Origin of the sequence: Fusibacter bizertensis, from assembly GCF_029914245.1 — a bacterium.
Taxonomy (GTDB): Bacteria; Bacillota; Clostridia; order Peptostreptococcales; family Acidaminobacteraceae; genus Fusibacter_C; species Fusibacter_C bizertensis.
Genome location: NZ_JARYZI010000002.1, coordinates 59,991 through 81,781 on the forward strand (window position 1 = coordinate 59,991; position 21,791 = coordinate 81,781).

At 35.7% G+C, this 21,791-nt stretch carries 21 protein-coding genes and 1 riboswitch; of the genes, 3 read left to right on the forward strand and 18 right to left on the reverse strand.

The genetic code is table 11. From position 1 onward, the window contains the following. Positions 1 to 100: 100 nt before the first annotated feature. The 18 genes from QE109_RS03620 to QE109_RS03705 form a co-directional block, all read right to left on the reverse strand. The gene (locus tag QE109_RS03620; RefSeq protein ID WP_281093033.1) at positions 101 to 697 is read right to left on the reverse strand and encodes a histidine phosphatase family protein; all 597 of its coding nucleotides are present in this window, start codon (positions 695 to 697) and stop codon (positions 101 to 103) included. Between the two features lie 16 nt (positions 698 to 713). Further along, a complete protein-coding gene (locus QE109_RS03625) occupies positions 714 to 1,430 on the reverse strand; it encodes a DUF2225 domain-containing protein (RefSeq protein WP_281093034.1) in 717 nt (238 codons plus the stop codon). Between the two features lie 11 nt (positions 1,431 to 1,441). After that, positions 1,442 to 3,520, reverse strand: a complete 2,079-nt coding sequence (gene pilM / locus QE109_RS03630) for a pilus assembly protein PilM (protein ID WP_281093035.1) — start codon at positions 3,518 to 3,520, stop codon at positions 1,442 to 1,444. Further along, on the reverse strand, positions 3,517 to 4,167 hold the full coding sequence (gene nth / locus QE109_RS03635; protein WP_281093036.1) for an endonuclease III: 651 nt from the start codon (positions 4,165 to 4,167) through the stop codon (positions 3,517 to 3,519). Before nth ends, pilM begins: the two co-directional genes overlap by 4 nt. A gap of 91 nt (positions 4,168 to 4,258) precedes the next feature. After that, positions 4,259 to 5,038, reverse strand: a complete 780-nt coding sequence (locus tag QE109_RS03640) for a folate family ECF transporter S component (protein WP_281093037.1) — start codon at positions 5,036 to 5,038, stop codon at positions 4,259 to 4,261. Positions 5,039 to 5,103: 65 nt separating this feature from the next. Then, a riboswitch (THF riboswitch) is annotated at positions 5,104 to 5,197 on the reverse strand. A 17-nt stretch (positions 5,198 to 5,214) separates the two neighbouring features. Beyond that, positions 5,215 to 6,993, reverse strand: coding sequence for an oligoendopeptidase F (gene pepF / locus QE109_RS03645; protein WP_281093038.1), 1,779 nt, complete (start codon positions 6,991 to 6,993; stop codon positions 5,215 to 5,217). Between the two features lie 14 nt (positions 6,994 to 7,007). After that, a complete protein-coding gene (locus QE109_RS03650; RefSeq protein WP_281093039.1) occupies positions 7,008 to 7,355 on the reverse strand; it encodes a PilZ domain-containing protein in 348 nt (115 codons plus the stop codon). A gap of 22 nt (positions 7,356 to 7,377) precedes the next feature. After that, a complete protein-coding gene (locus QE109_RS03655; RefSeq protein WP_281093040.1) occupies positions 7,378 to 9,186 on the reverse strand; it encodes an HD domain-containing phosphohydrolase in 1,809 nt (602 codons plus the stop codon). Between the two features lie 23 nt (positions 9,187 to 9,209). After that, positions 9,210 to 10,355 carry an aminotransferase class V-fold PLP-dependent enzyme gene (locus QE109_RS03660; RefSeq protein WP_281093041.1) on the reverse strand — a complete coding sequence of 382 codons (1,146 nt, stop codon included), beginning with the start codon at positions 10,353 to 10,355 and terminating at the stop codon, positions 9,210 to 9,212. Between the two features lie 210 nt (positions 10,356 to 10,565). Beyond that, positions 10,566 to 11,219, reverse strand: a complete 654-nt coding sequence (gene phoU / locus QE109_RS03665; protein ID WP_281093042.1) for a phosphate signaling complex protein PhoU — start codon at positions 11,217 to 11,219, stop codon at positions 10,566 to 10,568. After that, positions 11,197 to 11,460: a hypothetical protein gene (locus QE109_RS03670; RefSeq protein ID WP_281093043.1), complete on the reverse strand. Its 264-nt coding sequence runs from the start codon at positions 11,458 to 11,460 to the stop codon at positions 11,197 to 11,199. The genes phoU and QE109_RS03670 overlap by 23 nt, the downstream gene beginning before the upstream one ends. Positions 11,461 to 11,541: 81 nt before the next feature. Continuing rightward, complete coding sequence (locus QE109_RS03675; RefSeq protein WP_281093045.1) at positions 11,542 to 13,317, reverse strand: methyl-accepting chemotaxis protein; 1,776 nt, start codon at positions 13,315 to 13,317, stop codon at positions 11,542 to 11,544. 47 nt (positions 13,318 to 13,364) lie between these two features. Then, entirely contained in the window at positions 13,365 to 14,135 is a 771-nt protein-coding gene (pstB, locus tag QE109_RS03680; RefSeq protein WP_281093046.1) for a phosphate ABC transporter ATP-binding protein PstB, read from the reverse strand. Between the two features lie 18 nt (positions 14,136 to 14,153). Next, positions 14,154 to 15,074, reverse strand: a complete 921-nt coding sequence (pstA, locus tag QE109_RS03685; protein ID WP_281093361.1) for a phosphate ABC transporter permease PstA — start codon at positions 15,072 to 15,074, stop codon at positions 14,154 to 14,156. Between the two features lie 43 nt (positions 15,075 to 15,117). After that, the gene (gene pstC, locus QE109_RS03690; RefSeq protein WP_281093047.1) at positions 15,118 to 16,041 is read right to left on the reverse strand and encodes a phosphate ABC transporter permease subunit PstC; all 924 of its coding nucleotides are present in this window, start codon (positions 16,039 to 16,041) and stop codon (positions 15,118 to 15,120) included. Positions 16,042 to 16,143: 102 nt separating this feature from the next. Next, entirely contained in the window at positions 16,144 to 17,178 is a 1,035-nt protein-coding gene (locus QE109_RS03695; protein ID WP_281093048.1) for a PstS family phosphate ABC transporter substrate-binding protein, read from the reverse strand. Between the two features lie 207 nt (positions 17,179 to 17,385). Then, positions 17,386 to 19,146: a two-component system histidine kinase PnpS gene (gene pnpS / locus QE109_RS03700; RefSeq protein WP_281093049.1), complete on the reverse strand. Its 1,761-nt coding sequence runs from the start codon at positions 19,144 to 19,146 to the stop codon at positions 17,386 to 17,388. Between the two features lie 14 nt (positions 19,147 to 19,160). Beyond that, positions 19,161 to 19,859, reverse strand: coding sequence for a response regulator transcription factor (locus QE109_RS03705; protein WP_281093050.1), 699 nt, complete (start codon positions 19,857 to 19,859; stop codon positions 19,161 to 19,163). Between the two features lie 207 nt (positions 19,860 to 20,066). Between QE109_RS03705 and QE109_RS03710 the strand changes: the two genes are divergently transcribed. The 3 genes from QE109_RS03710 to QE109_RS03720 are packed head-to-tail and all read left to right on the forward strand — an operon-like array spanning position 20,067 to position 21,722. Beyond that, on the forward strand, positions 20,067 to 20,441 hold the full coding sequence (locus QE109_RS03710; RefSeq protein WP_281093051.1) for an ArsR/SmtB family transcription factor: 375 nt from the start codon (positions 20,067 to 20,069) through the stop codon (positions 20,439 to 20,441). Continuing rightward, positions 20,438 to 21,442, forward strand: a complete 1,005-nt coding sequence (locus QE109_RS03715; protein ID WP_281093052.1) for a permease — start codon at positions 20,438 to 20,440, stop codon at positions 21,440 to 21,442. The genes QE109_RS03710 and QE109_RS03715 overlap by 4 nt, the downstream gene beginning before the upstream one ends. Positions 21,443 to 21,491: 49 nt before the next feature. Beyond that, positions 21,492 to 21,722 carry a thioredoxin family protein gene (locus QE109_RS03720; protein ID WP_281093053.1) on the forward strand — a complete coding sequence of 77 codons (231 nt, stop codon included), beginning with the start codon at positions 21,492 to 21,494 and terminating at the stop codon, positions 21,720 to 21,722. The last annotated feature ends 69 nt before the right edge of the window (positions 21,723 to 21,791 follow it).

The window sequence follows — 21,791 nt, forward strand, 5'->3', positions numbered from 1 at the left end:
GGTTTTCCCTCCTTACCAAAATAATTTATACCCCTATGATAACACATTTTACAGAATTCATGATACTTTTTTTGCTTTTGGTTTGGATGAAAAACAACTGTTATTGATTAATGCCTCTTACGACTGGATATCCCATTACATATTCTAGTCTGTTGATACCACAGTTCTCAATTCTGAACTTCCAATATCCAGTATTATCTCCAAAACAAAGGAAACTAAGCAGTGATTGAATAACACCGCCATGTGCAACAATTGCTATTTTTACATCAGAGTCTAAAGAAAAAGGTTCTATGATTTTTTTATACGCATTTGTAACCCTTTCAAACATTTCTTTAACACTTTCGCCCTCAGGGACCTTAAAATTTTCAAATTCGGCAAACCATTGATTTAACAATTCCCCACTTTCAGATTGTATTTCTTCCATTTTTTTACCTTCCCAAATGCCGAAATTCATCTCTTGAAGTGATTCTAGTGGTGATGGAACTATAGCTTGATGTTTGCCAATTATTTTAGCCGTTTCATGCGCTCTGTATAAGTTAGAACAATAAAAAGCGTCAAATTGAACATCTTTCAATTTTTCTCCCGCTAAAACAGCCTGTCCAATTCCCTTTTCTGTTAATGGGACATCAAGTACACCTGCAAATCTTTTTTCTACATTTGCGGTTGTTTCTCCATGTCGAATTAAATAGATTTCCATTAAAAACTCCTAATCTTCAATAATTTGTGGTCAATATAGTCGCAGGTTCATTTTTTTTAGATAAACTGTACTCTTCTGCTGCAAGCGCCCATTGTTCTTTAGCATATCCCTTGATCAATCTGTTTTTATAAGCAAACTCATGTTTAACAACCATATCGTACCATCTAATAGCTTCTTTGTAGTTGCCGAGTTGCCTATTGAGTTCCCCTATTAAATAGATAATTTCAAGTTCTTTCTCTTCAGCATCTTCTTGCTTTTCAAGTTCAAAACTTTTGATAAAAGCATCTAACGCAAGTTTCACATATTTCATATTTTCCGAAGTATTACCAGCTTCTTCATAGAACCATGCAAGTCTTAGAAGTAGCTTACCAATAATCGCTTGCTTTTCTTTTAAAACATTATAATTGACTAATGCAATGAGATGCACTTTAATTGCAGCGTTAATGTCTCTCTCTTTCGTAAAATCTTGAACTTTCCAGCTTTTTGTAATGGTATTTTTAACTGTATCACGACATTTGGCAGTGATCTCTTGTTTAAAATCATTTTCAAATTTTGTATATCCACAATTTGGACAACAAATTACCCCATAAAATGTAGGGTTTTCTCCATTGAATATTGTATGAAAATCTTTTTTTCTTTCCTTTGCTCTGATGGCAGAGGTTTTCACTTGCTTTGATGTGAAATCTTTTCCACAAATCTGACAAGTGTAGCTTCTATCAAACAACGCGCTCATCTACGCCTCCATTAATTATTCCAAAACACGTCAATTATATCACCTGATTTAAGTAAGTCAGTATATTTGGCTCTTTCACCGTTTAATTTCAATACCAAAATACCCTGTGGTTTAGTCAAATCAAATTCGATATGATTGAAAATATCCACAAAGACAATCTCTTTTTTATGGTTGGGAATCTGTACTGAACTTCCATTTATTACGACATCAAGGTGTCCACTCACATCAGCCTCATTCTGGGATGATACTGAATCAACACCCTCAACACCCTCACTTGATTCAGTACCGTTATTTGAATCAGAATCTTTCTTAAACTTATCTTTACTTACTACGATAGATTCCTCTTCCTTTATATAGGTATAAGCATCTCCAGTTCGAATTTTATAGGTTGGTTCTAGTTTTTGTTCGCCTAAATATATCGCAAATTGTGTAAGATCAAGCTCAACTGCTTCAGCAAGTTCCCTAACCGTTTTAATTCCCTTAGTTACAATTTCATCACCGGCAATAAGTATATATTCTCCAGTTCGGTTTACACCATTGACACTAACAAACTCGATTGTCTTAATTTTTTCCCCGTTTAGACTTACAAAACTATCAAGCTTCACAGCTTCTCGCAGTGTCATCCGTCGTGCCTTGCCTTTTTCAGCTGATATAATAGTGATTTGATCCTTATGGTTGATCTTAGAGTCAAGGTGCGCTTGCACACCGTTGATATAGATCCTCGCAGGTTCTCCATAATCACCTTTTATTTCTCTATGAGTATCATCAATGGTGATCGTGTAACTTTCACCTCGTTCAGAAATCAAACTACGTGCATTATACCCTGTAAGAATCAAAGCATCTGATACCTGTAACGGTTTTGAATTAAACAATCTTATCGCTGTTTCGTTGACGTTAACTTGTATAAAGTCTTGATCTCTTTCTTCAAAAGCCGTGACACCTATCCCCATAGGCGTTATAAACTCTGGTCCTACTAGCGCAGTCGTCTCAAAACTAATCATCTCTAAGTTTTCGACACTTTTAATAACAACTCTTTCAAGCGGCAAATTAAGATGTTTTGCAAGTGCACTTGTAAAGCCTGGGATTTGTGCGCCACCCCCAATACAGAAAACTGCACTTGGTGGTTTTTTATTGAGTTGTATAATATTTTCAGCAACTTCTTTTGTAATATTGTCAACTACATCATCTAATTGCATCATTATTTCGTCAGTTGTCATTTCATGTGTCAACCCAAGTACATCTACAAACTTATTTGGACCATTTTTACATAAGCCTATTTTTAGTTTTTCTGCATTGTTAAAATCCAACAAATATGTTTGCGCAATTTTCTCTGTAATTTCATCTCCTGCAAGCGCAACCATACCATATGATATTACGGAACCATCTTTTGATATGGCAATATCAGATGTACCTGCACCTACATCAACTAATGCAAGGTTTAAAAGTCTTAAATTCTGTGGAATAGCAACATTAATAGAAGCAATTGGCTCAAGTGTCAAATTCATCACTTCGAGTCCTGCTTTATTGATTACAGAATACAAACTATCTACAACAATATGCGGTAAAAATGTAGCAATAATATCCACACTTAATTTCTGTCCTCTATGCCCAACAGGGTTAAGAATCATGCTATTGTCTAAAAAGTAATTGATCACGCTATAACCGACACAATAGTAGCTCGACTGCAATTCATTAGATTCAGTGAGCTTTTTCTGCGCCAATTGAATCGCTTGCATCTCTATACTATCAGTGACAGACTTATCGATCTCTTTTGTAACATCAATTTCAAGCTCATAGACTGCACGCTCTGTTTTCAAAGCTCTACCTGCGGCAGCTATTGCAGCTTGTTCCAGCCTAAACCCGTTGCGTTCTTCTACTTTCCCAACTACAGTTTTTACCACATCTGTAACTTTAGCGATATCGTGAATTTGCCCATCAAACATCGCACGATCGGGATGCTCCATGATCTCATAATCTACTACAACATATTTCTTATCAACTTTTTTAGACAGTACACCTACCACACTTCTTGTACCTATATCAAGTGCAAACATTAGATTTTTGGGCATTGGATTTAATTTTTTTGTCATTTTTTATCCTTCTCCTGAGCACTTTTTTTATAATAATCACAATATGGATTAATCGTACATTCACTACACATGGGCGATCTCGCCTTACAAACCCGCCTACCGTGAAAAATTAACATATGATGTGTAAGGGTCCATAACGTTTTAGGAATACACTTCATCAACTGTTCTTCTGTAGCTTCGACTGTCTTAGCTTTTGCAAGTCCAATTCTATTAGACACTCGAAACACATGTGTATCCACTGCTATAGCTGGTATGCCAAATGCATTGCTCACAACTACATTGGCAGTTTTCCTGCCCACGCCTGGTAAAGCCGTTAGTTGCTCATGAACACTTGGAACTTTTCCTTCATATTTTTCTACAAGGATTTCAGCTGTTAACTTGATATTCTTTGCTTTTGTTATATATAAGCCACACGGCTTGATAATTGATTCAATCTTATCAATTGGAAGATTCGCAAGTGCATGTGCGTTGCCAGCGACTTCAAATAAAATCTTCGTCACTTGATTCACTCTTACATCTGTACACTGCGCACTTAAAATAACAGCAATTAACAGTTCAAAAGGAGATGTATAATCTAGCTCTGCTTTTGCATCTGGATAGAGTTTTTCCAACTCGTTTATCACTTCATTTACTCTTTTTTTTGTCATCTGAACCTCTCTATTCATGCACTATTATAACATACTATAAAAAAAATTAGGTGGATTAATCCACCTAATTCGTAATTTTACAAATTGAATTTTATTGTTCCAATAAATTGACAAATTTACCGAGTGTAAAGATGATCAAAGTATATAGTGGAATGGTGATTACTGCTGCAATTACCCTTCCAGGTAAAAACACCATAAACCCTTTATCAAACATAATTGATAACCAAAGAGTATTTAACAATAGTGCATTGATGACATATGTGATATTAACTGCAAAAGCAATTTTATCAAAATTAAGTTGACCAATCTTATTTTTAAACCTTGATGACATTGCAAAAGGGATCGCAATAAATAGTGCAGTGACTAAAACCATAAGAACAATCACAGGCAATGCACTGGTATCGTTCATTATAAATTTGCCCCCCTCAAATATCAAGGTGTCTGATGAAAGCATCAATACAAACAGTCCAACACCAAATAGCGCCATTACAACTGCATTGACAAGGTTAAAATTAATCTTCATATTTTGAATTTTGAACGTTTTGAATAAAATACCGGCTATTACACCATATAGTGCTGCAGATACTGTAAACCCTGGGAAATAAGTTCCTCCCATTGGGTTGATCATGTAACCCACAATGTCTGCGACAACACCTGTGATTCCGCCTACAACCGGACCGAACATCATCCCCGACATAATAAGCGGAATGCTCCCTACACCAACTCTAAGGGCAGGTAAGCCACCTAAAACCAACATCAGAGATAAAAATCTCGTGAGAACTATGCTGATGGTTGCTAAAAGTGCTGCTTTTACAATTGCAGAGGTACTTATGGTTCTTTTTTTCTGCATTCTTTGTTTGTTCTCTTGCATCTTATGCGCTCCTTTCAAATGTAAATTCCTACCATTACATTACTATCAAGGTCACATAATAATGCAACAGCGGACGCGGTAAAATATCGCAGACTTTCATCTTTCGTTTAAGGTCAACTTCCCATTCCTTAACACTTAACGCATTTTACCTACTCTGTTACCGTAGCATATTCATTTTAAAGCAAGGCATCTAGTTCGTCAACAACAGTTTTAAACACTTTCAAAGCATTGGAAACTGGATGCTCTGTTTCCATGTCTGCACCAGCTTCTCTAAGGATATTAATTGGATAATCCTTTGATCCACTAGACAAGAAACCGAGATATCGATCAAGTGCGGGTTTACCTTCACTTAAAATCTGACTCGCAAGTGATATTGCAGCAGAAAAACCAGTTGCATACTGATACACATAGAAATTGTAATACATGTGGGGAATTCTAGACCACTCATATTTGATAGCATCATCAATTACAACATCAGGTCCAAAATACTTTTTGTTAAGTTCTAAATAGTGATTGTTCATAAACTCAGCAGTTAGCGCACCACCAGTTTCAACATGTTTGTGGATATCTCTCTCAAACTCAGCAAACATAGTCTGTCTGAAAATTGTTCCTCTAAACTGTTCTAAATAATGATTGAGGATATATTTTTTCTTGTCTTCTTCTTTGATGTTTTTTAGTAAATAATCATTGAGTAGTGCTTCGTTGGTTGTTGAAGCAACTTCAGCAACAAATATAGAATAATTACCATAAACATAGGGTTGATTTTCTCTAGTAAGATAACTGTGCATAGAATGACCAAGTTCATGCGCCAAAGTAAACATACTATCTAAATTGTTTTTGTGATTTAAGAGTACATAAGGTTTTGAGTCATATGTTCCCCATGAATATGCACCACTTCGCTTACCTTCTGTTTCAAAAACATCTATCCAGCTTTTTTCAAATGCAGATTTGATAACATCTTGATATTCAGTTCCTAGTACACCAAGCGCCTCAGTTACCATTTCACGTGCTTCATCATACTCAATTTCAAAATCAACATTTGCGATAATAGGTGTATATATATCGTATAAATGTAGTTCTTCAACACCCAGCACTCGTTTTCTTAGTTTCATATATTTATAAAATGTCTCTAAGTTATCATTCACGGCTTGGATTAATTTATCAGGTACAGATACAGGTATATTGTTCTCAAAGAGTGCTGCTTCTCTAGCTGATGGATGTTTTCTTACTTTGCTATAGAAAATATTCTTTTTAACTTCAGCTTGCATCAGTGAAGCAATGGTATTGTTGTGTGCTTCGTAGACTTTATAGTACTTATTAAAAGCATCTTTTCTTAAAATGCGGTCATTGCCCATCAACATCGGAACATAACTTCCATTAGTAAGTTTATGCGCTTTACCCTCGCTATCAATAGCATCTTCAAAAGTCATATCTGCGTTAAGGAGCATACCATAAGTATTGCTTGGCGCAGCACCCATTTCCTCTGTTTGAGCTAATAAAGACTCCACTTCTTCGGTTAATATGTGTGGTTTGGCTCTAAACATATTTTCAAAATGTTTTTCATATAGTTTCAATTCATCATGGTTTAAAAGTTTTAACATTTCACTAAATTCTATACTTAAGATTTCAGGTGTAGCAAAAGACATCATCTCACCAATCTCAGTCATTAGACTTTCTGAGCGAGCTACCAAACCTTGATATGTTGCATTTTTAGTATTTTCATCTAACTTAAGTCTAGAATAAGTAACAACATTCATCAACATTCTGGAAATTTGTTCTTGAAGACGAATAGCATTTAAAAGGTCATCAGAACTTTTAGTAAGCGTTCCCTTTAGACCCTTGAAGTTCTCGGCTAGCTCTTTAACTTGAATAAATTCTTTTTCCCAAGCTGCATCGTCTTCGTATAAATCCGATAGATCCCATTTGTACTTTTCATTGATTTCTTCTCGTTTCATAACGCCTCCATTGATTAGTTAATATATTTGTTTTCTTGCTCAACCACTTCTTCTAATAGTTCGTTCAGTTCACTTGGTAAGTAGATTAGCTTTAAACCACAGTTATATATTTGATCTTCTCTTCTACACCAAACGATTCTCCCTATAACTACGAAATTAACATCTTCATGCTGAATGGCTATGCTTAAAGTTGTATCTTCTTCTAACATGATGTTAGACTTTATCCCTAAACCACCTACCGATATATCTACAAGAGAAATCTCTAAAGGAGAATTGATGACAACCTCTTGATTGTTAGCATGAAAATTAAAAGATTCTATAACACCTAGGTTACTGATCCGCTTCTCGCGCCTTCTATCCATATCGTCCTCCCTTCATCTATAATTAAAAACTATTCTTTATACATGCAACAAACTCATCGAGTATCTGTGGATCGTACTTAGTCCCCTTATACCTCAGAAGCTCCTCTAAAGCCGCATCTGAAGAAATAGCTTGTCTATAAGACTTAGTGCCTGTAAGTGTTTCATAAGCATCTATAATAGCTATTATCCTAGATACAAATGGAATTTCTTGCGCTTTCAAACCTTGTGGATACCCTGATCCATCAAAATTTTCATGATGAGATAGAACATCCTCACCCACACCTGCTAATGATGGTGTGGCAATAAGTAAATGATACCCAATTTCTGAATGCTTCATAACTTCTTTATATTCAGCTGTTGATAAATTACCCTTTTTTTCAATGATTCTTTTATCTACAGATACCATACCAATGTCATGTACAGATACAGCTAGTAAAAGTTCCTCTAGCACAGCGTCATTTAACTCAATATAGCTTCCAAATATTTGTGCGATTTTTCCCATACGCTGTGAATGTCGAGCTGTTTCGATAGATTTAACCTCAAGTTGGGTTTTCAGTGCATCAATCATCCCAAGCTTAATTCTTTTGGATCGTCTCAATTTGTTGCGATACATCAAATGATCTGCCTCTCTAAACACACTATCAAGACTTTGTGCGACTTTCTTTCTGATAGAATAGCCTAACGATATATCAACGACAAAGGGAAACTGAGTTAATTTTTGACATGCCAATTGTATTTGATCGATCATAAATGGAATATTACGCTCATGTGTAATAATTGCAAACTCATCACCACTTAGTCTAGAGATAGTATCCGTAGGCGATGTGAAGATTTCCTTAAGTATTTGAGCGATTGCAACCAGCATAAGGTCACCTGTTTTATGACCAAAAGCATCGTTGACCATTTTGAGACCGTTAACATCCCCCATAATGATGCCAACGTTTTTTTGATCATTCTTTTCAAGTTCAATAAGCTTTTCGTCAAAATAGAGTCGATTGTTTAGTCCCGTTAAAGTATCATGCTCTGTTAGATATCGAATTCGTGCTTCTGCTAATTTCTTATCCGATACATCGTTTCCAACAGATTGAAGTTCACCCATCTTACCCTGGTGAAAAATGATTCGATTGTTTAGCTCCACATAGATTTCACGGCCTTCATCATCCACAAACTGGACTTCAATTCGCGCTTCAATCTGCGCCATGCAGTAATCATAAAAACTTTTCCCATTAAGTATGTTTTTGGTGTCTTTAGATAGGTAATCTTCAATGATCAATCCTTTTCTATTATATGGCAGAGATAACAGGTCTGCAAAAAAATGATTATAAGATGTTATTATGCCACTTGCTTCAAAAGTGAAAATCAACGCCGATGCATTTTCAAATAACTCTTTATATCTTGATTCGCTTTCTTTAAGTTTTTCAGATACAATCACACTCTCTGTAATGTCTCTTACAATGCCCTTTTCATGGATCAATTTACCATCTTTGCTTCTCTCATGAAGAACCCACTCTTCAACCCATCTTATCTCCCCATTTTTACAGATGACTCTGTATTGGTTACGATAATTTGATTTACCATGTACTCTCGCGTGATTAAGCTCAGCTTTTACGCGTTCACGGTCTTCTGGATATACAAACTCCCAATAATCTTTTAACTCACCGGTATAAAAGTCCACTGGCTCATAGCCGAAAATAGAGATACTATCAGATACAAAATCTGTGGGTATATCTTCTGAAAGTGTCCACTTAAAAATCACGAGATTACTCTGATTGATGATGTCATATGCTTCTTTTAGGTCAATTGATAATGATGGTGTCTGACTATCAGCCATTTTCCCTCCCAATTGAATCGTCGTTATAGCAAAGTCTCTAGCGATACAATAACGTAATCTATCTCTGCTTCTGTTGTGAAAAATGATGTGCTTAAGCGAATAGTGCCATATGGAAAACTTTGATAGGTCTCATGTGCAAGTGGCGCACAGTGAAGTCCCACCCTGTTTACAATACCAAAATCCTTTGAAAGTTTAAAAGCCAAATCTGATATGTCAATATGATGGGTATAAAATGATATAACTGGTGTTCTATAATTGACATCTGGGTTGCCAATGATAACAACATCCTCTTTTCCTAAGAGAAATTCTTGTAATTTAAGAATGTATTTTCTTTCTGTCTTTAGATGTTCACGGCGGTCAATAGATTCAAGAAACTCAAGACCTGCTTTTAACCCCATGATTCCAAGCACGTTGGATGTTCCTGATTCAAACTTGTCTGGCATAAGATCAGGTTGTTCAAGGTCCTCTGATAGACTTCCAGTCCCTCCATAGCAAAGTGGTTTAGTGCACTTAGCAAGTGTAGGGCTAATAAGTAATCCACCGATTCCTTGTGGTCCTAAAAGAGATTTATGTCCTGTAAACCCTAAAACGTCTATGTTAAGTTGTTGCATATCAATATCGATGACACCACCCGATTGCGCTGCATCGACAAAAAGAGGTACCCCATATTGCTTTGTAAGGCTCCCAATTGCAGCTAAATCTTGTATGTCACCGGAAACATTTGAAGCGTGATTAATCACCAAAAGTTTTGGATGCTTCGACAGTTGATGCTCTAGCTGTACCAAATCAATCTGCCCATGTTGGTTGCAATTTATCTTTACTGGGACTATATTTCGGTTTGCTTTTAACTGTTCTAGTGGTCTTGCAACTGCATTATGTTCGATTCCACTATATAAAACCACATCATTTGGTTCCAAATAACCATTCAAAAATAAGTTGATGCTCTCAGTGATATTCTTAGTAAATATGACATGGTCAATCCATTTAAAGCCAAAAAAATTAGCTACTTTTAATCTTGTGTCATATATTTGCCTCTCTAACTCATGTCCATCAGTATTTGTTGTCCTACCTGCATTTCCTTGATAAGAGCGCATCGCACTGATAATAGATTCTTCTACTTTTGGTGGTTTAGGGTATGAGGTTGCACTATTGTCTAAATATACATTCATGGGTATTCCTCTGCTATTAAAGTCTGTATCTTTCCGTTACTTTATGCTTATACTCTCTACATTATATCACAGCTCGCCTCAATCCATATAAAAAAATCTTCGGGCATTTGGCCCTCGGATTCTGTCACAAATTAGTTGTGGCTAAAAAAAAACAGACCAAATTTGGGTCTGTTTAAGGCTAGAAAATTTATTTAGAGCACATTTTTGTTTTTAATCATTGCCTTCAAAATGAACACCTTCAACTGAGTAGATAACCCATTCTGCAACGTTGGTTGCATGGTCTGCCATTCTCTCTAGATATTTTGCAATCATCATAAAATCCATACATTGCTTGATTTCCTCTGGTTTTTCTTTCATTACAAGTTCAAGATCATTCATAATAATATAAAAATATTTGTCAACGACATCATCGTTAGCACAAACGATTTTGCTTTTATCAACATCTTGATCAATGTAACAATCAATTGTCATTTTAACCATTTCTTTCACTTGTTTTGCCATATTAGGTATATCAATAAGTGGCTTAACATATTTTTTATCAGCCAAATCTAAAGTCAATTTTGATATATCTTGGCAATGATCTGCAATTCTTTCTAAGTCAGTGACAATTTTCACTATTGAGAATATTTTTCTTAAATCCGATGCTAAAGGTTGTTGCCTTGCAATGATATATATACATTGTTGCTCTATTTCTAGCTCCATTTCGTCAAATCTATCGTCGCCTTCTACGATCTTTTTGGCTAGCACTGTATCTTGCTGAACTAAGGCGGTTATCGTTTCCTCTATGGTTTTTTCGATGAGTGTCCCCATCTTGATAATATCTACATGAATTGAACGTAATTCATTGTCCAGTGTTGCTCTCATTATAATTCTCCTTATCGTTTAATAGCTTAAAGATACGTACATGACCATCCAGTGTCAATGACAATTCTTCAAGTTCACCACAAGATTCGTCAATATGTGACATTGCTGAAGCTTGAGCTTCTATAGAAGAAGCCACTTCTTCGGTACTTGCTGAATTTTCTTGACTGATTGAAGCCAATTTTTGTATACGCTCAGATAATTTTTCTCGATAATCATCTATAGATGTCCTTGAATCTGACATGATATTCACGAGATTGTCTAGATTTTCAACTGCATAATCAATTTCTAAATACTGCTCTCTTGTACTTACAACAGTTTGCTTTTACTTGTCTGAGATCATCAATAGTGCATCTATGGTTTGAAGCACTTGATGGTGATCTTCACTGATATGATCGATAATGACATTGATACGAGCTGTTGCCTCTTTTGATTGCTCTGCCAATATGCGGATCTCTTCAGCTACTACCGAAAACCCTCTACCATGTTCACCTGCTCTAGCAGCTTCTATTGAAGCATTTAGGGCTAGTAAATTGGTTTTATTTGCAATCTCTAAGATTAGACGACTGGCTTCTTCAACTTGTTTTGAGTCATTAACGCTTTTATTAACAGTTTGTTGCACACTTTTATTGGTCTTTTCCGATTGTAAATTTACAGCGGAAAGTTCATTCACTTTCTCAAGACCTAATTCTACCATTATGCGTATATCACTTAAATTTTTCTGCATCTGAAGTTGTGACTGCGAATCAGCGCGAAGCATGTCACTTAAAACTTGCGTTTCCTCATAGCCACCCATTGCATTTTCAGCTTGAATTTGCGACCCTTCAGAAATTCTTGAAATTGCTTGACCAACTACATCAATGTTTGATAATGTCCTAGCCGAATCTAAGCTTAATGACTTTGCTGAGTCCATGATACCTGTAGATGCAAGTTCTACTTTGGCAATGATTTCTCTAAATCGCTCCACAATTGAAAAGATACTTTGATAAAGTGCGCCAAATTCGTCATTTCTTTTTGAAAGTTTTATGTCACGAGCTATCGTCAAATCATAATCAGCAATTTTTTCTGCAATTTTCATCACTTTCGTTATTGGTTTTTTTAAGCTTTGAGCCATAATGAAACTCATCACAATACTAAGTAATCCCATGACTATACCAAAAGATGTCAGTAAAGTTCTTAAACTGTTAAGTCTTACAAGTGCTTCATCGGAATCTACTTCTATAATCATTCCCGCATTCATCGAACCAATTTTTACACCTGCAATTGTTGCTATGGTTTTCTTACCACTATAATTCTCTGCTGAAACAGATTGATTAAAATCAACATCGCCTTCTTGCAGCATTTTAGTTATAGCAATTGCTGTATTTCCTTGGAGGTGTTCCTCCAGTGTCACGCTTTCATTAAAAGTTGACTCTGAAGTCTGTGTTAATAATATGCCATTTTCATCCACAAGGTATGCATTTGCTGATTTCCCCAGTTTTTCTTGACCAGTAGTAATGAGATAGTCTAGATCAGATTGATTGAGTACGATGTTTAGTGTGCCAATAGGTGTACTTTCTATACCACTATAGCTATAAACCGGCGTAGACAAAATCATTATATTATCATCAATAAATGAATTTCTAAATAGTTTCGACCAGTTTTGTTCCCCCTCTAGTGCAGTTAAACAATAGTCACCAACAGTCGCTAGAGGTGCCATATCTAGAGGATTATAATTAAGTGAAAAAACCACTTCATTGTAGTTGTTGGTCAAAAATATATCGGTATAACCATAGTATTTTTGTGCACTAGATAAAAAATCCTTAAAATCATCATATATAACCTTGTCTTGTGCCTCGGTTGTATGAAATGTATTGAGCTGTTCGATACCATCTCTTATAATTCTCGACCCCGTTAAGAGTGTAGCATCTCCTTGTCGCGAACTAAAATAGTTCTCGATTCGATCCTTCGTAAGTGTTGTGAAAAGTTGAGTGCTTTTTTCAACTTCTTGATTCAGTTCAAATGTTGATTTTTCAATACTAATGCTGCTTAGAATAAATATGGGGACTAGGCCTATAAATAGCGCCATGAGTATGAGTTTTTTTTGAATACCAAGCTTCATGAACACACTCCGATGAATTATAATTTATGTCTAAATGGGGCTATTAATCAACCAAATCTGCCTGTGATATAGTCTTCTGTTCTTTTATCCCTAGGATTAGAGAAAATCATCTCTGTGTTGCCAAATTCTACAAGTTCACCCATTAAGAAAAACGCGGTCTTGTCTGAAATTCTACCTGCTTGTTGCATAGAGTGCGTTACGATACTGATAGAATAGTCTGATTTGAGGCTATCTATTAACTCTTCTATCTTTGCTGTTGCAATTGGGTCAAGTGCAGACGTTGGTTCATCCATTAGAATTACATCAGGTTGTACTGCAAGTGCTCTGGCAATACATAGACGTTGTTGCTGTCCACCAGATAAGCCATATGCATTATCGTGCAAACGGTCTTTAACTTCATCCCAAAGTGCAGCACTTTTCAAACTTGTCTCGAGGATTTCTTGAAGCATTTGCTTATCTTTTACACCATGAATTTTGGGTCCATATAGTACATTTTCGTATATAGATTTAGGAAATGGATTGGGCTTTTGAAATACCATTCCAACTCTTGTTCTAAGTTCTTCAACGCGCATGGTTTTATCAAAAATATTGATGCCATGATACATTATCTCACCTGTAGTTCTAACGCCAGGGATATTTTCTATCATTCGGTTTAAAGTTTTTATAAATGTAGATTTACCACATCCTGACGGACCGATGATTGCAGTTACTTCATTTTTATTTATTTTAATATTGATGTCTTTAAGCGCTTGGTCGTTACCATACCATAGGTTAAGACCTTTGACATCATACACAATTTTATTTTCGTAGTTTGTCACTTTAATTCCTCCAGTGGTTTAAAATCCTTTTTGAGATTTATTTCTAATAATAATAGCTATTGAATTCATCAAGAACAGTGTGATTAAGAGCACAACGATTGTTGCTGCTGCTAAATTTGCATATTCTGGTGTAAGCACTGTATCAAGTGTCCAATAATAAATCTGGATCGGAAGTGCTGTAAAATCATCCATTAAATTTGTTGGGACTTTTAAAAGGAGTGCTGGAATTCCCAATACAACTAGAGGTGCGGTTTCACCAATTGCTCTTGAGATCGATAAGATTGCACCTGTTAAGATACCTGGGATGGCAACTGGAAGTACTACTTTTCTAATCGTCGTCCATTTGCTTGCGCCCATGGCATATGAAGCTTCTCTTAAAAATCCCGGAACTGCTTTAAGTGCTTCTTGACTTGAAACGACAACGATGGGAAGTACAAGTAAGGATAAAGTTAATCCACCCGCTAATATACTTGACCCTAATTTAAAGAATCTCCCAAAGAGAGCTAAGCCAAGTAATCCAAAGATTACCGAAGGCACACTTGCTAAGTTAGAGATATTAACTTTAATCAAATTCTGAACTCTACTTTTCCCTGCATATTCTTCAAGATAAATCGCAGTAGAAACCCCTAAAACTAAAGTCACAGGAATTACAACAGCCATCAAACCAAGTGATCCGATGATTACACCATAAATCCCTGCTTTTTCAGGAAATATAGATAATTTACTTGTGAGAAAGTGTAGATCCAACCAACCAATACTCTGAGAAAATATTCTATAAAGCAATATACTGAGTACAAGAAGTGCAAATAAAGTTGATGAGAAAAACACTTTACCTGAGATTTGATTAATCAAAATTCTACGGTCAATTCGCTTTTGATCTATGTGAACACTCTTACGTTCATTTTTTTCATTATTAGTTTGTGATTTTTGATTATTCATTTTGTTATAGTCCAATTCATAAACTTTTTCGTCTGAGCTCATCTTAGTATTCCTCCCTAAACTTCTTAGAGATATACTGCGCAATTATATTCATGATAAAAGTGAATATAAATAATAACAATCCAACAGCATACAAACTATAATAACCTGTTGTACCACTTCCCGCATCACCACTTGTGAACTCTACGATATAACCTGTCATGGTCTGCATGGAATGCGTGATGTCAAATGTAAAGTTCTTGGAGCTACCACTTGCAATTGCCACAATCATGGTTTCACCAATCGCACGAGAAATCGCCAATACAAATGAAGCCATTATTCCCGATATCGCTGCAGGCAGTACAACTTTTGTCGTCACTTCGAGTTTTGTACTTCCAAGTCCATAAGCACCTTCTCTAAGTGCATTTGGCACTGATTTCATTGCATCTTCTGATAAGGATGCAACCATAGGTATAATCATAATCCCCATAACGATACCTGGACTAAGTACATTTTTTGCTTCAAGTGACGGAATAAGTTTCATCAGAAGAGGTGTAACAAATGAATAGGCAAAGAACCCATATACAATTGTCGGTATTCCTGCTAATACTTCCAAAATTGGTTTGATAAAGTTCCTCGTCCTTTTTGAAGAAAATTCACTTAAGTACATAGCTGATGTAAGTCCTATTGGGATGGCAACAAGCATTGCAATAAGTGAAGATAATATTGTTCCATTAATCAGTGGCAATATCCCAAACGATGGATTGGCACTCAGTGGCGATAATTTTGTACTAAAAAAGTCGAAAATTGAAACCTCTTTAAAAAAATGATAGGCATCTGTTATAAGTGTCACGACTATACCTATCGTCGTAATGACAGAAACGCTTGCCATGATCAGGAAAAACCTTGGCATGATCTTATCAACATTGTTCTTTCTCTTTCCAATGTTATTTCTTATTTGATTTCTAACATCAATCTTATTTTCCATAGCCTCACCTTTTTCTGCTTGATTCGCTCAAATCAAACCTTTTTTCAATGACATAGAGATAAGATGAAAAGATTACTCTCTTCATCTTATCTTGATTAAATATTATTTTAAGGAATTTAACTTGTCTTGGTACGCTTTGTATTCTGATTCAGGTAGTGGTGCAAAACCATTTTCACTTGCTAATCTAGCAGCGCCTTCTGATGATACAATATATTTTGCAAAATCAAGTACTTGTGGTTTTTCTTTTGCATAATCCAGATTAAGGTATGTGTAAACCAATCTTGTAAATGGCGCGTAAGCTAAGTCTGAACCAATTGTGCTAAGCTCTGGTGCAACAGGGCCGTTTCCAAAATCAATTTTTACTGCAGTTAATTTATCTGTGTTACTTTCATAATATCCATATCCAAAGTAAGCAATTGCATTTTTATCTTTAGATACAAGGTCAACAAGTGTTGAATACTCTTGCTGAAGGTTAGCAGTTGTTACCATTGGTTCTTTTGCTAAAATAGTTTCATAAAAGAACTCATATGTGCCGTGGTTTTCATTTGGTCCATAGAAAGTAATTTCTTCTGCTGGCCATTCCGGTCTAATATCTGACCAAAGTACAACATCATCTTCTTTGTATTTTCCTGATAAGAACATATTGATGATTTCGTCTTTAGTCATTTCAGCTGCCCATGTGTTCTCTTTGTTAATAACAATTGTTAAACCATCATAAGCCAATTTAATCTCTAATACATTTTCGTCCATGTTCATGCCTTTGTCAGCAAGTTGCGTTACTTCTTCGTCTTTAATTTTTCTTGATGCATCTGATAAATCAGTTTCACCTGGAATAAATTTCTTAAATCCAGCACTCGATCCTGCTCTACCAACTTGTACACTAACTTCTGGTTGAACTGATGTCATATATTCTTCTGCGATATGCGCCATAAGTGGATATACTGTACCAGATCCGTCTACGATTACTTGACCATCTAATTTCGCCATTGCTTCAGTAGTAGCTTGCGTTTCACCTTGTGCTGTAGTTGCTACTGTTGTAGCTTCAGTTGTTTCTTCTTTAGTTGCGCCACACGCTGTAGCAGTAAATACCATTGTTAAAACTAACATCAACATTCCGATAACTTTTAAATTCTTCATTACTAAAATTCCTCCAATTCACAACTTTATTGTGCCTAATATGATTTGTAGTTGCTAAAATTAATTACAAACTTAATTTACCATGGCAATGTTATGAAGAAATATGTCGCGTGTTAAGTCTATGTAAAGTAACGTCTTTTTTCGTCATTTTGCATGAAAAAAGAACTGATTGCTAAGCAATCAGTTCTTTACATGATTAAATCTAGGTTAAAGGTCATCATTTGTTAATAAAATTTCAAAGGTAGTTCCTTTTCCAGGAGTGCTTTCTACTGCAATCTTACCTTTATAAAGAAGTACTATATGTTTTACGATAGAAAGTCCCAGTCCAGTACCACCTTGGTTTCTACTTCTGCCTTTATCAACACGATAGAATCTCTCAAAGAGTCGCTCTTTATGATCTTCACTAAAACCTATACCAGTATCGGTAACACGAATCACTACCCATGACCCCTGCGTGTGAATGTCTACTTTTACCTCGCCTTTCTCAGTATACTTAATACCGTTGTCTATAAGGTTAATCAACATTTGTTTGATTCGATCTCGATTTGCCTTTATAAAAAGTTCTTCTTTATAAATAGCGCTTAATTTAAGACCTTTTTCATGTGCCTTAAGCTCGAGGAAATCTATGACTTCTTCAGTAACACTTGTGAGTTCAACTTGTGTTTGTTCCGGTTCACGGTCCATGGTTTCAATTTCAGATAGTAACAAGATATCATTGATCAATCGATACAGCCTATCAGATTCTATATCTATGATATCCAAGAAACGCATGGCTGTATCAGGTTGATGAACAGCGCCGTTTTTGAGCGTATCGACAAATCCGCGAATTGAGGTAAGAGGCGTTTTTAGTTCATGTGATACATTTGATACAAAATCACTTCTCATCTGTTCTAGCTTTCGAATCTGAGTGACATCCTGTATCACCACTATACTACCGATTATCTCTCGTGTAATTGTAAAGATCGGATTGACAAAGATTCGAAGTGTTTTTTCACTGTGCACATAACGAAGTTCTTTCATCTGAGGCACGCCTTCATTCATAGAAATCTCTACCATTTGGGCAATTTCCTCATTACGGATGATTTTATACATCGATTCATTTTCTACAACATAGTTCTGAGGAAGATCTAAGATTTCGAAACAGAACTTATTGATAAGGATAATGTTTTTGTTTTGATCTACTGCAATGATGCCATTGATCATACTATTTAATATAGCTTCTAGCTCACTGTTTCTTTGTTTGAGTTCATTCATGGAAAGATTTAGCGTGTGACTCATCTTGTTAAACGACTGTGCCAATTCTCCAATCTGATCATTTGCACTTATATAAATCTTTCTTCCAAAATCACCATCAGCAATCTCGTTGGCTATTTCAGTTAACGCATCAATTGGCCGTGTGATTCTTTTGGATACAAAGATCGACATCAACATTGCAAAAATCGCTGCACTTATGATAGAAAGTACAGCCACATTGAGGATATGTTGGTTTAACTCTTTGATTTCAACCAACTGCTTTGAGACCCTGACAATCCACATTTCACCGTCTATATGAACTGGAATTGCTACATAAAGAAAATCAGCCTTAACAGTGTTACTATACCGTACAGAAGTTCCAACTTTGTCTGTACGAATGGCGTCAATCACTTCTTTGCGGTTCAAGTGATTGTTCATGTTGACGGGATCTTCATGTGTGTCCGCTTTAACGGTACCATCTTCAGCAATAAGTGTAATCCGAGTGTCGATATCTTTATGGATCTCGTTTACAAAAGACATATAATTAAAGTCCATCGTATTTTGCAATTTATATTCTTTGATAAAAAGTTTCTTTACCAGCTCACATTCATTGATAAATCTATCTTCTAACTGTAATGTCATCATTGTATTGGTACTGTTCATCATGATGAGTGCAAAAGTAGTCGTCAGCACCAATATGATTACAAAATAGGAGGAAACTATTTTTTTACGCATGTATCCCTCCTTAACTACGGCTTGAATTTATATCCAATACCTCTAACAGTAAGGATTTTTTCTGGGTTTCTGTCATCTCTTTCAACTTTTTTTCTCAGCTGTCTAATATGAACGTCAACAGTACGTGTCTCTCCGACGTAATCATAACCCCAGATAGATTCAAGGAGTTCATCTCTAGTAAATACTCTTCCAGGTGATTTGATTAATTTTTCCAAAAGTTCAAATTCTTTTAAAGTCAGAAATAGCTCTTGGCCATCGTTAAAAATCTGATGTGTCTCTGGGTTTACAAACAAACCAGTGGTTGGTACTTCAGTATGATGATCAAAAGATTCCTCTCTAAGTTGCGCTCTTCTAAGTACGGACTTAACTCTAGAAATTAGTTCTCTTGTTCTAAAGGGTTTTCCAATATAATCATCAGCACCCATTTCAAGACCAATTACAGCATCAATTTCTTCGTTTTTTGCAGTTAGCATAATCACGGGTAAATCCTTTTGCTCCGATTGTCTAACTTGCCTAAGGACTTCAAGTCCATCGATTCCAGGTAACATCAAATCTAAAATCATACCATTTATACGGGTTGATTTTAAAATTGCAAGTGCATCTTCACCATTTTCAGCTTCAATCACTTCAAACCCATTGCTTTCAAGATTGTACCTAAGAAGTTCTAAGATATGAACTTCATCATCAACGATTAATAGTTTATTTTTTGACATTTCGCACCTCTTCAATCATGAGAATTTATTGTAATTAATTTTAGCGGTGGATTCTTTTCTTTTTCATTGTATATGATGAAGTAGTAAAATTACAATATATTTATCTACATTCTATTATTGATACTTGACATCTATAAAATGTAAGTCTATACTAAAACCATCAACTACACATATGCACATATGAGCATATATACATTTGGAGGTATTATGTCATCTTTAACTGATCTTTTTAAATTGTTATCAGATGAAACCCGACTAAGAATTCTTATGCTATTAAGCAAAGAACCACTTTGTGTTTGTGAACTTAGTGGTGTTTTAGAGACTTCTCAGCCCAAGATCTCAAAAAGTTTAGCAAAATTGAGAGATTTAAAAATCGTATCCGATGAAAGAAAAGAAAAATTTGTCTTTTACTCGCTTCGTCAAGATAACGAAATGCTAAATCACATCTTAGAAAATATCACTCTACATCTATCAGACTACCCCACTCTAACAGAAGATGTGACGCGATTAAGCCACAAGGATCAATATCTAACACTTTGCACTATATCGACTGAACCAATTGAAGGTGGTGACCAAATATGATTATTTTTAGTTGGATGAACGATCAATTGCTTAAAATGTTGTGGCTTTCAGATGGTGTAAAATGGGTTGTAGAAAAGCTCTTTGGTTTAGATGTTCAAAGCCGTCTAGGTGGAAGTATTCACTTTTTTATGTATGACGTTATAAAGATCTTCATACTTTTATCTATTCTTATCTTTACGGTTTCATTTATTCAAAGTTATTTTCCACCCGAGAGGACACGTAAACTACTGGGAAATGTCAATGGAATTACTGCAAATATACTTGGAGCATTATTAGGTACACTGACCCCATTTTGCTCTTGTTCTTCCATTCCTCTCTTTATAGGTTTTACAAGTGCAGGTTTACCAATTGGCGTTACTTTCTCTTTTCTAATTTCATCTCCACTGGTGGATTTAGCATCAGTATTGCTTTTAGCAAGTATATTTAATTGGAAGATCGCCATCGCTTATGTCATCGTCGGTCTGATACTAGCAGTTACCGCTGGAACAATCATCAGTAAAGCAAAACTTGAGAAATATGTAGAATCTTTTGTCTATGGCGCCGGGAGCATGGAATACACGCCTGAAACACTAACGTCAAAAGACCGCATCACTTTTGCTAAGGAACAAGTACTGGATATTGTAAAAAAAGTCTGGTTATATATTTTAATAGGTGTTGGTATTGGTGCGCTTATACACAACTGGATTCCGCAAAATGTGATTACAGCTCTACTTGGTGATGATAAATGGTATTCTGTACCACTTGCAACAATTGTTGGCGTCCCTATGTATGCCGATATATTTGGTACACTTCCAATCGCAGAAGCACTGGTTCTAAAAGGTGTAGGAATTGGAACTGCACTAGCGTTTATGATGGCTGTAACAGCACTTTCACTCCCATCTATGATTTTACTCAAAAAAGTTGTTAAGACTAAACTTCTCGTTATATTTGCAGGCATCGTAACTTTTGGGATATTGATCATTGGGTATCTATTCAACATGTTCGGCTATTTACTCATGTAATTTGAGTAGTAAATATATAGCACTTATATCATTAAAATTGGAGGATTATATGCATATTAAAGTTTTAGGATCAGGTTGTGACAAATGCAAGAAACTAGAAGCCAATGTTAAAGAAGCGGTGTCAGCACTAGGTATCGAAGCAACTATAGAAAAAGTAGAGGATTTCAAGGCAATTATGGCTTATGGTGTGATGCAAACACCTGCTCTTGTTATCGATGAAAAGGTGAAATCTGTAGGTAAAATTTTAAGCGTCGAAGATGTTAAAAAACAACTTGTTTAATATAGATTAGGCGCGGTACTGACTATTCGTCTGTATATACTGAAACAGAGCCATTTAGGCTCTGTTTAT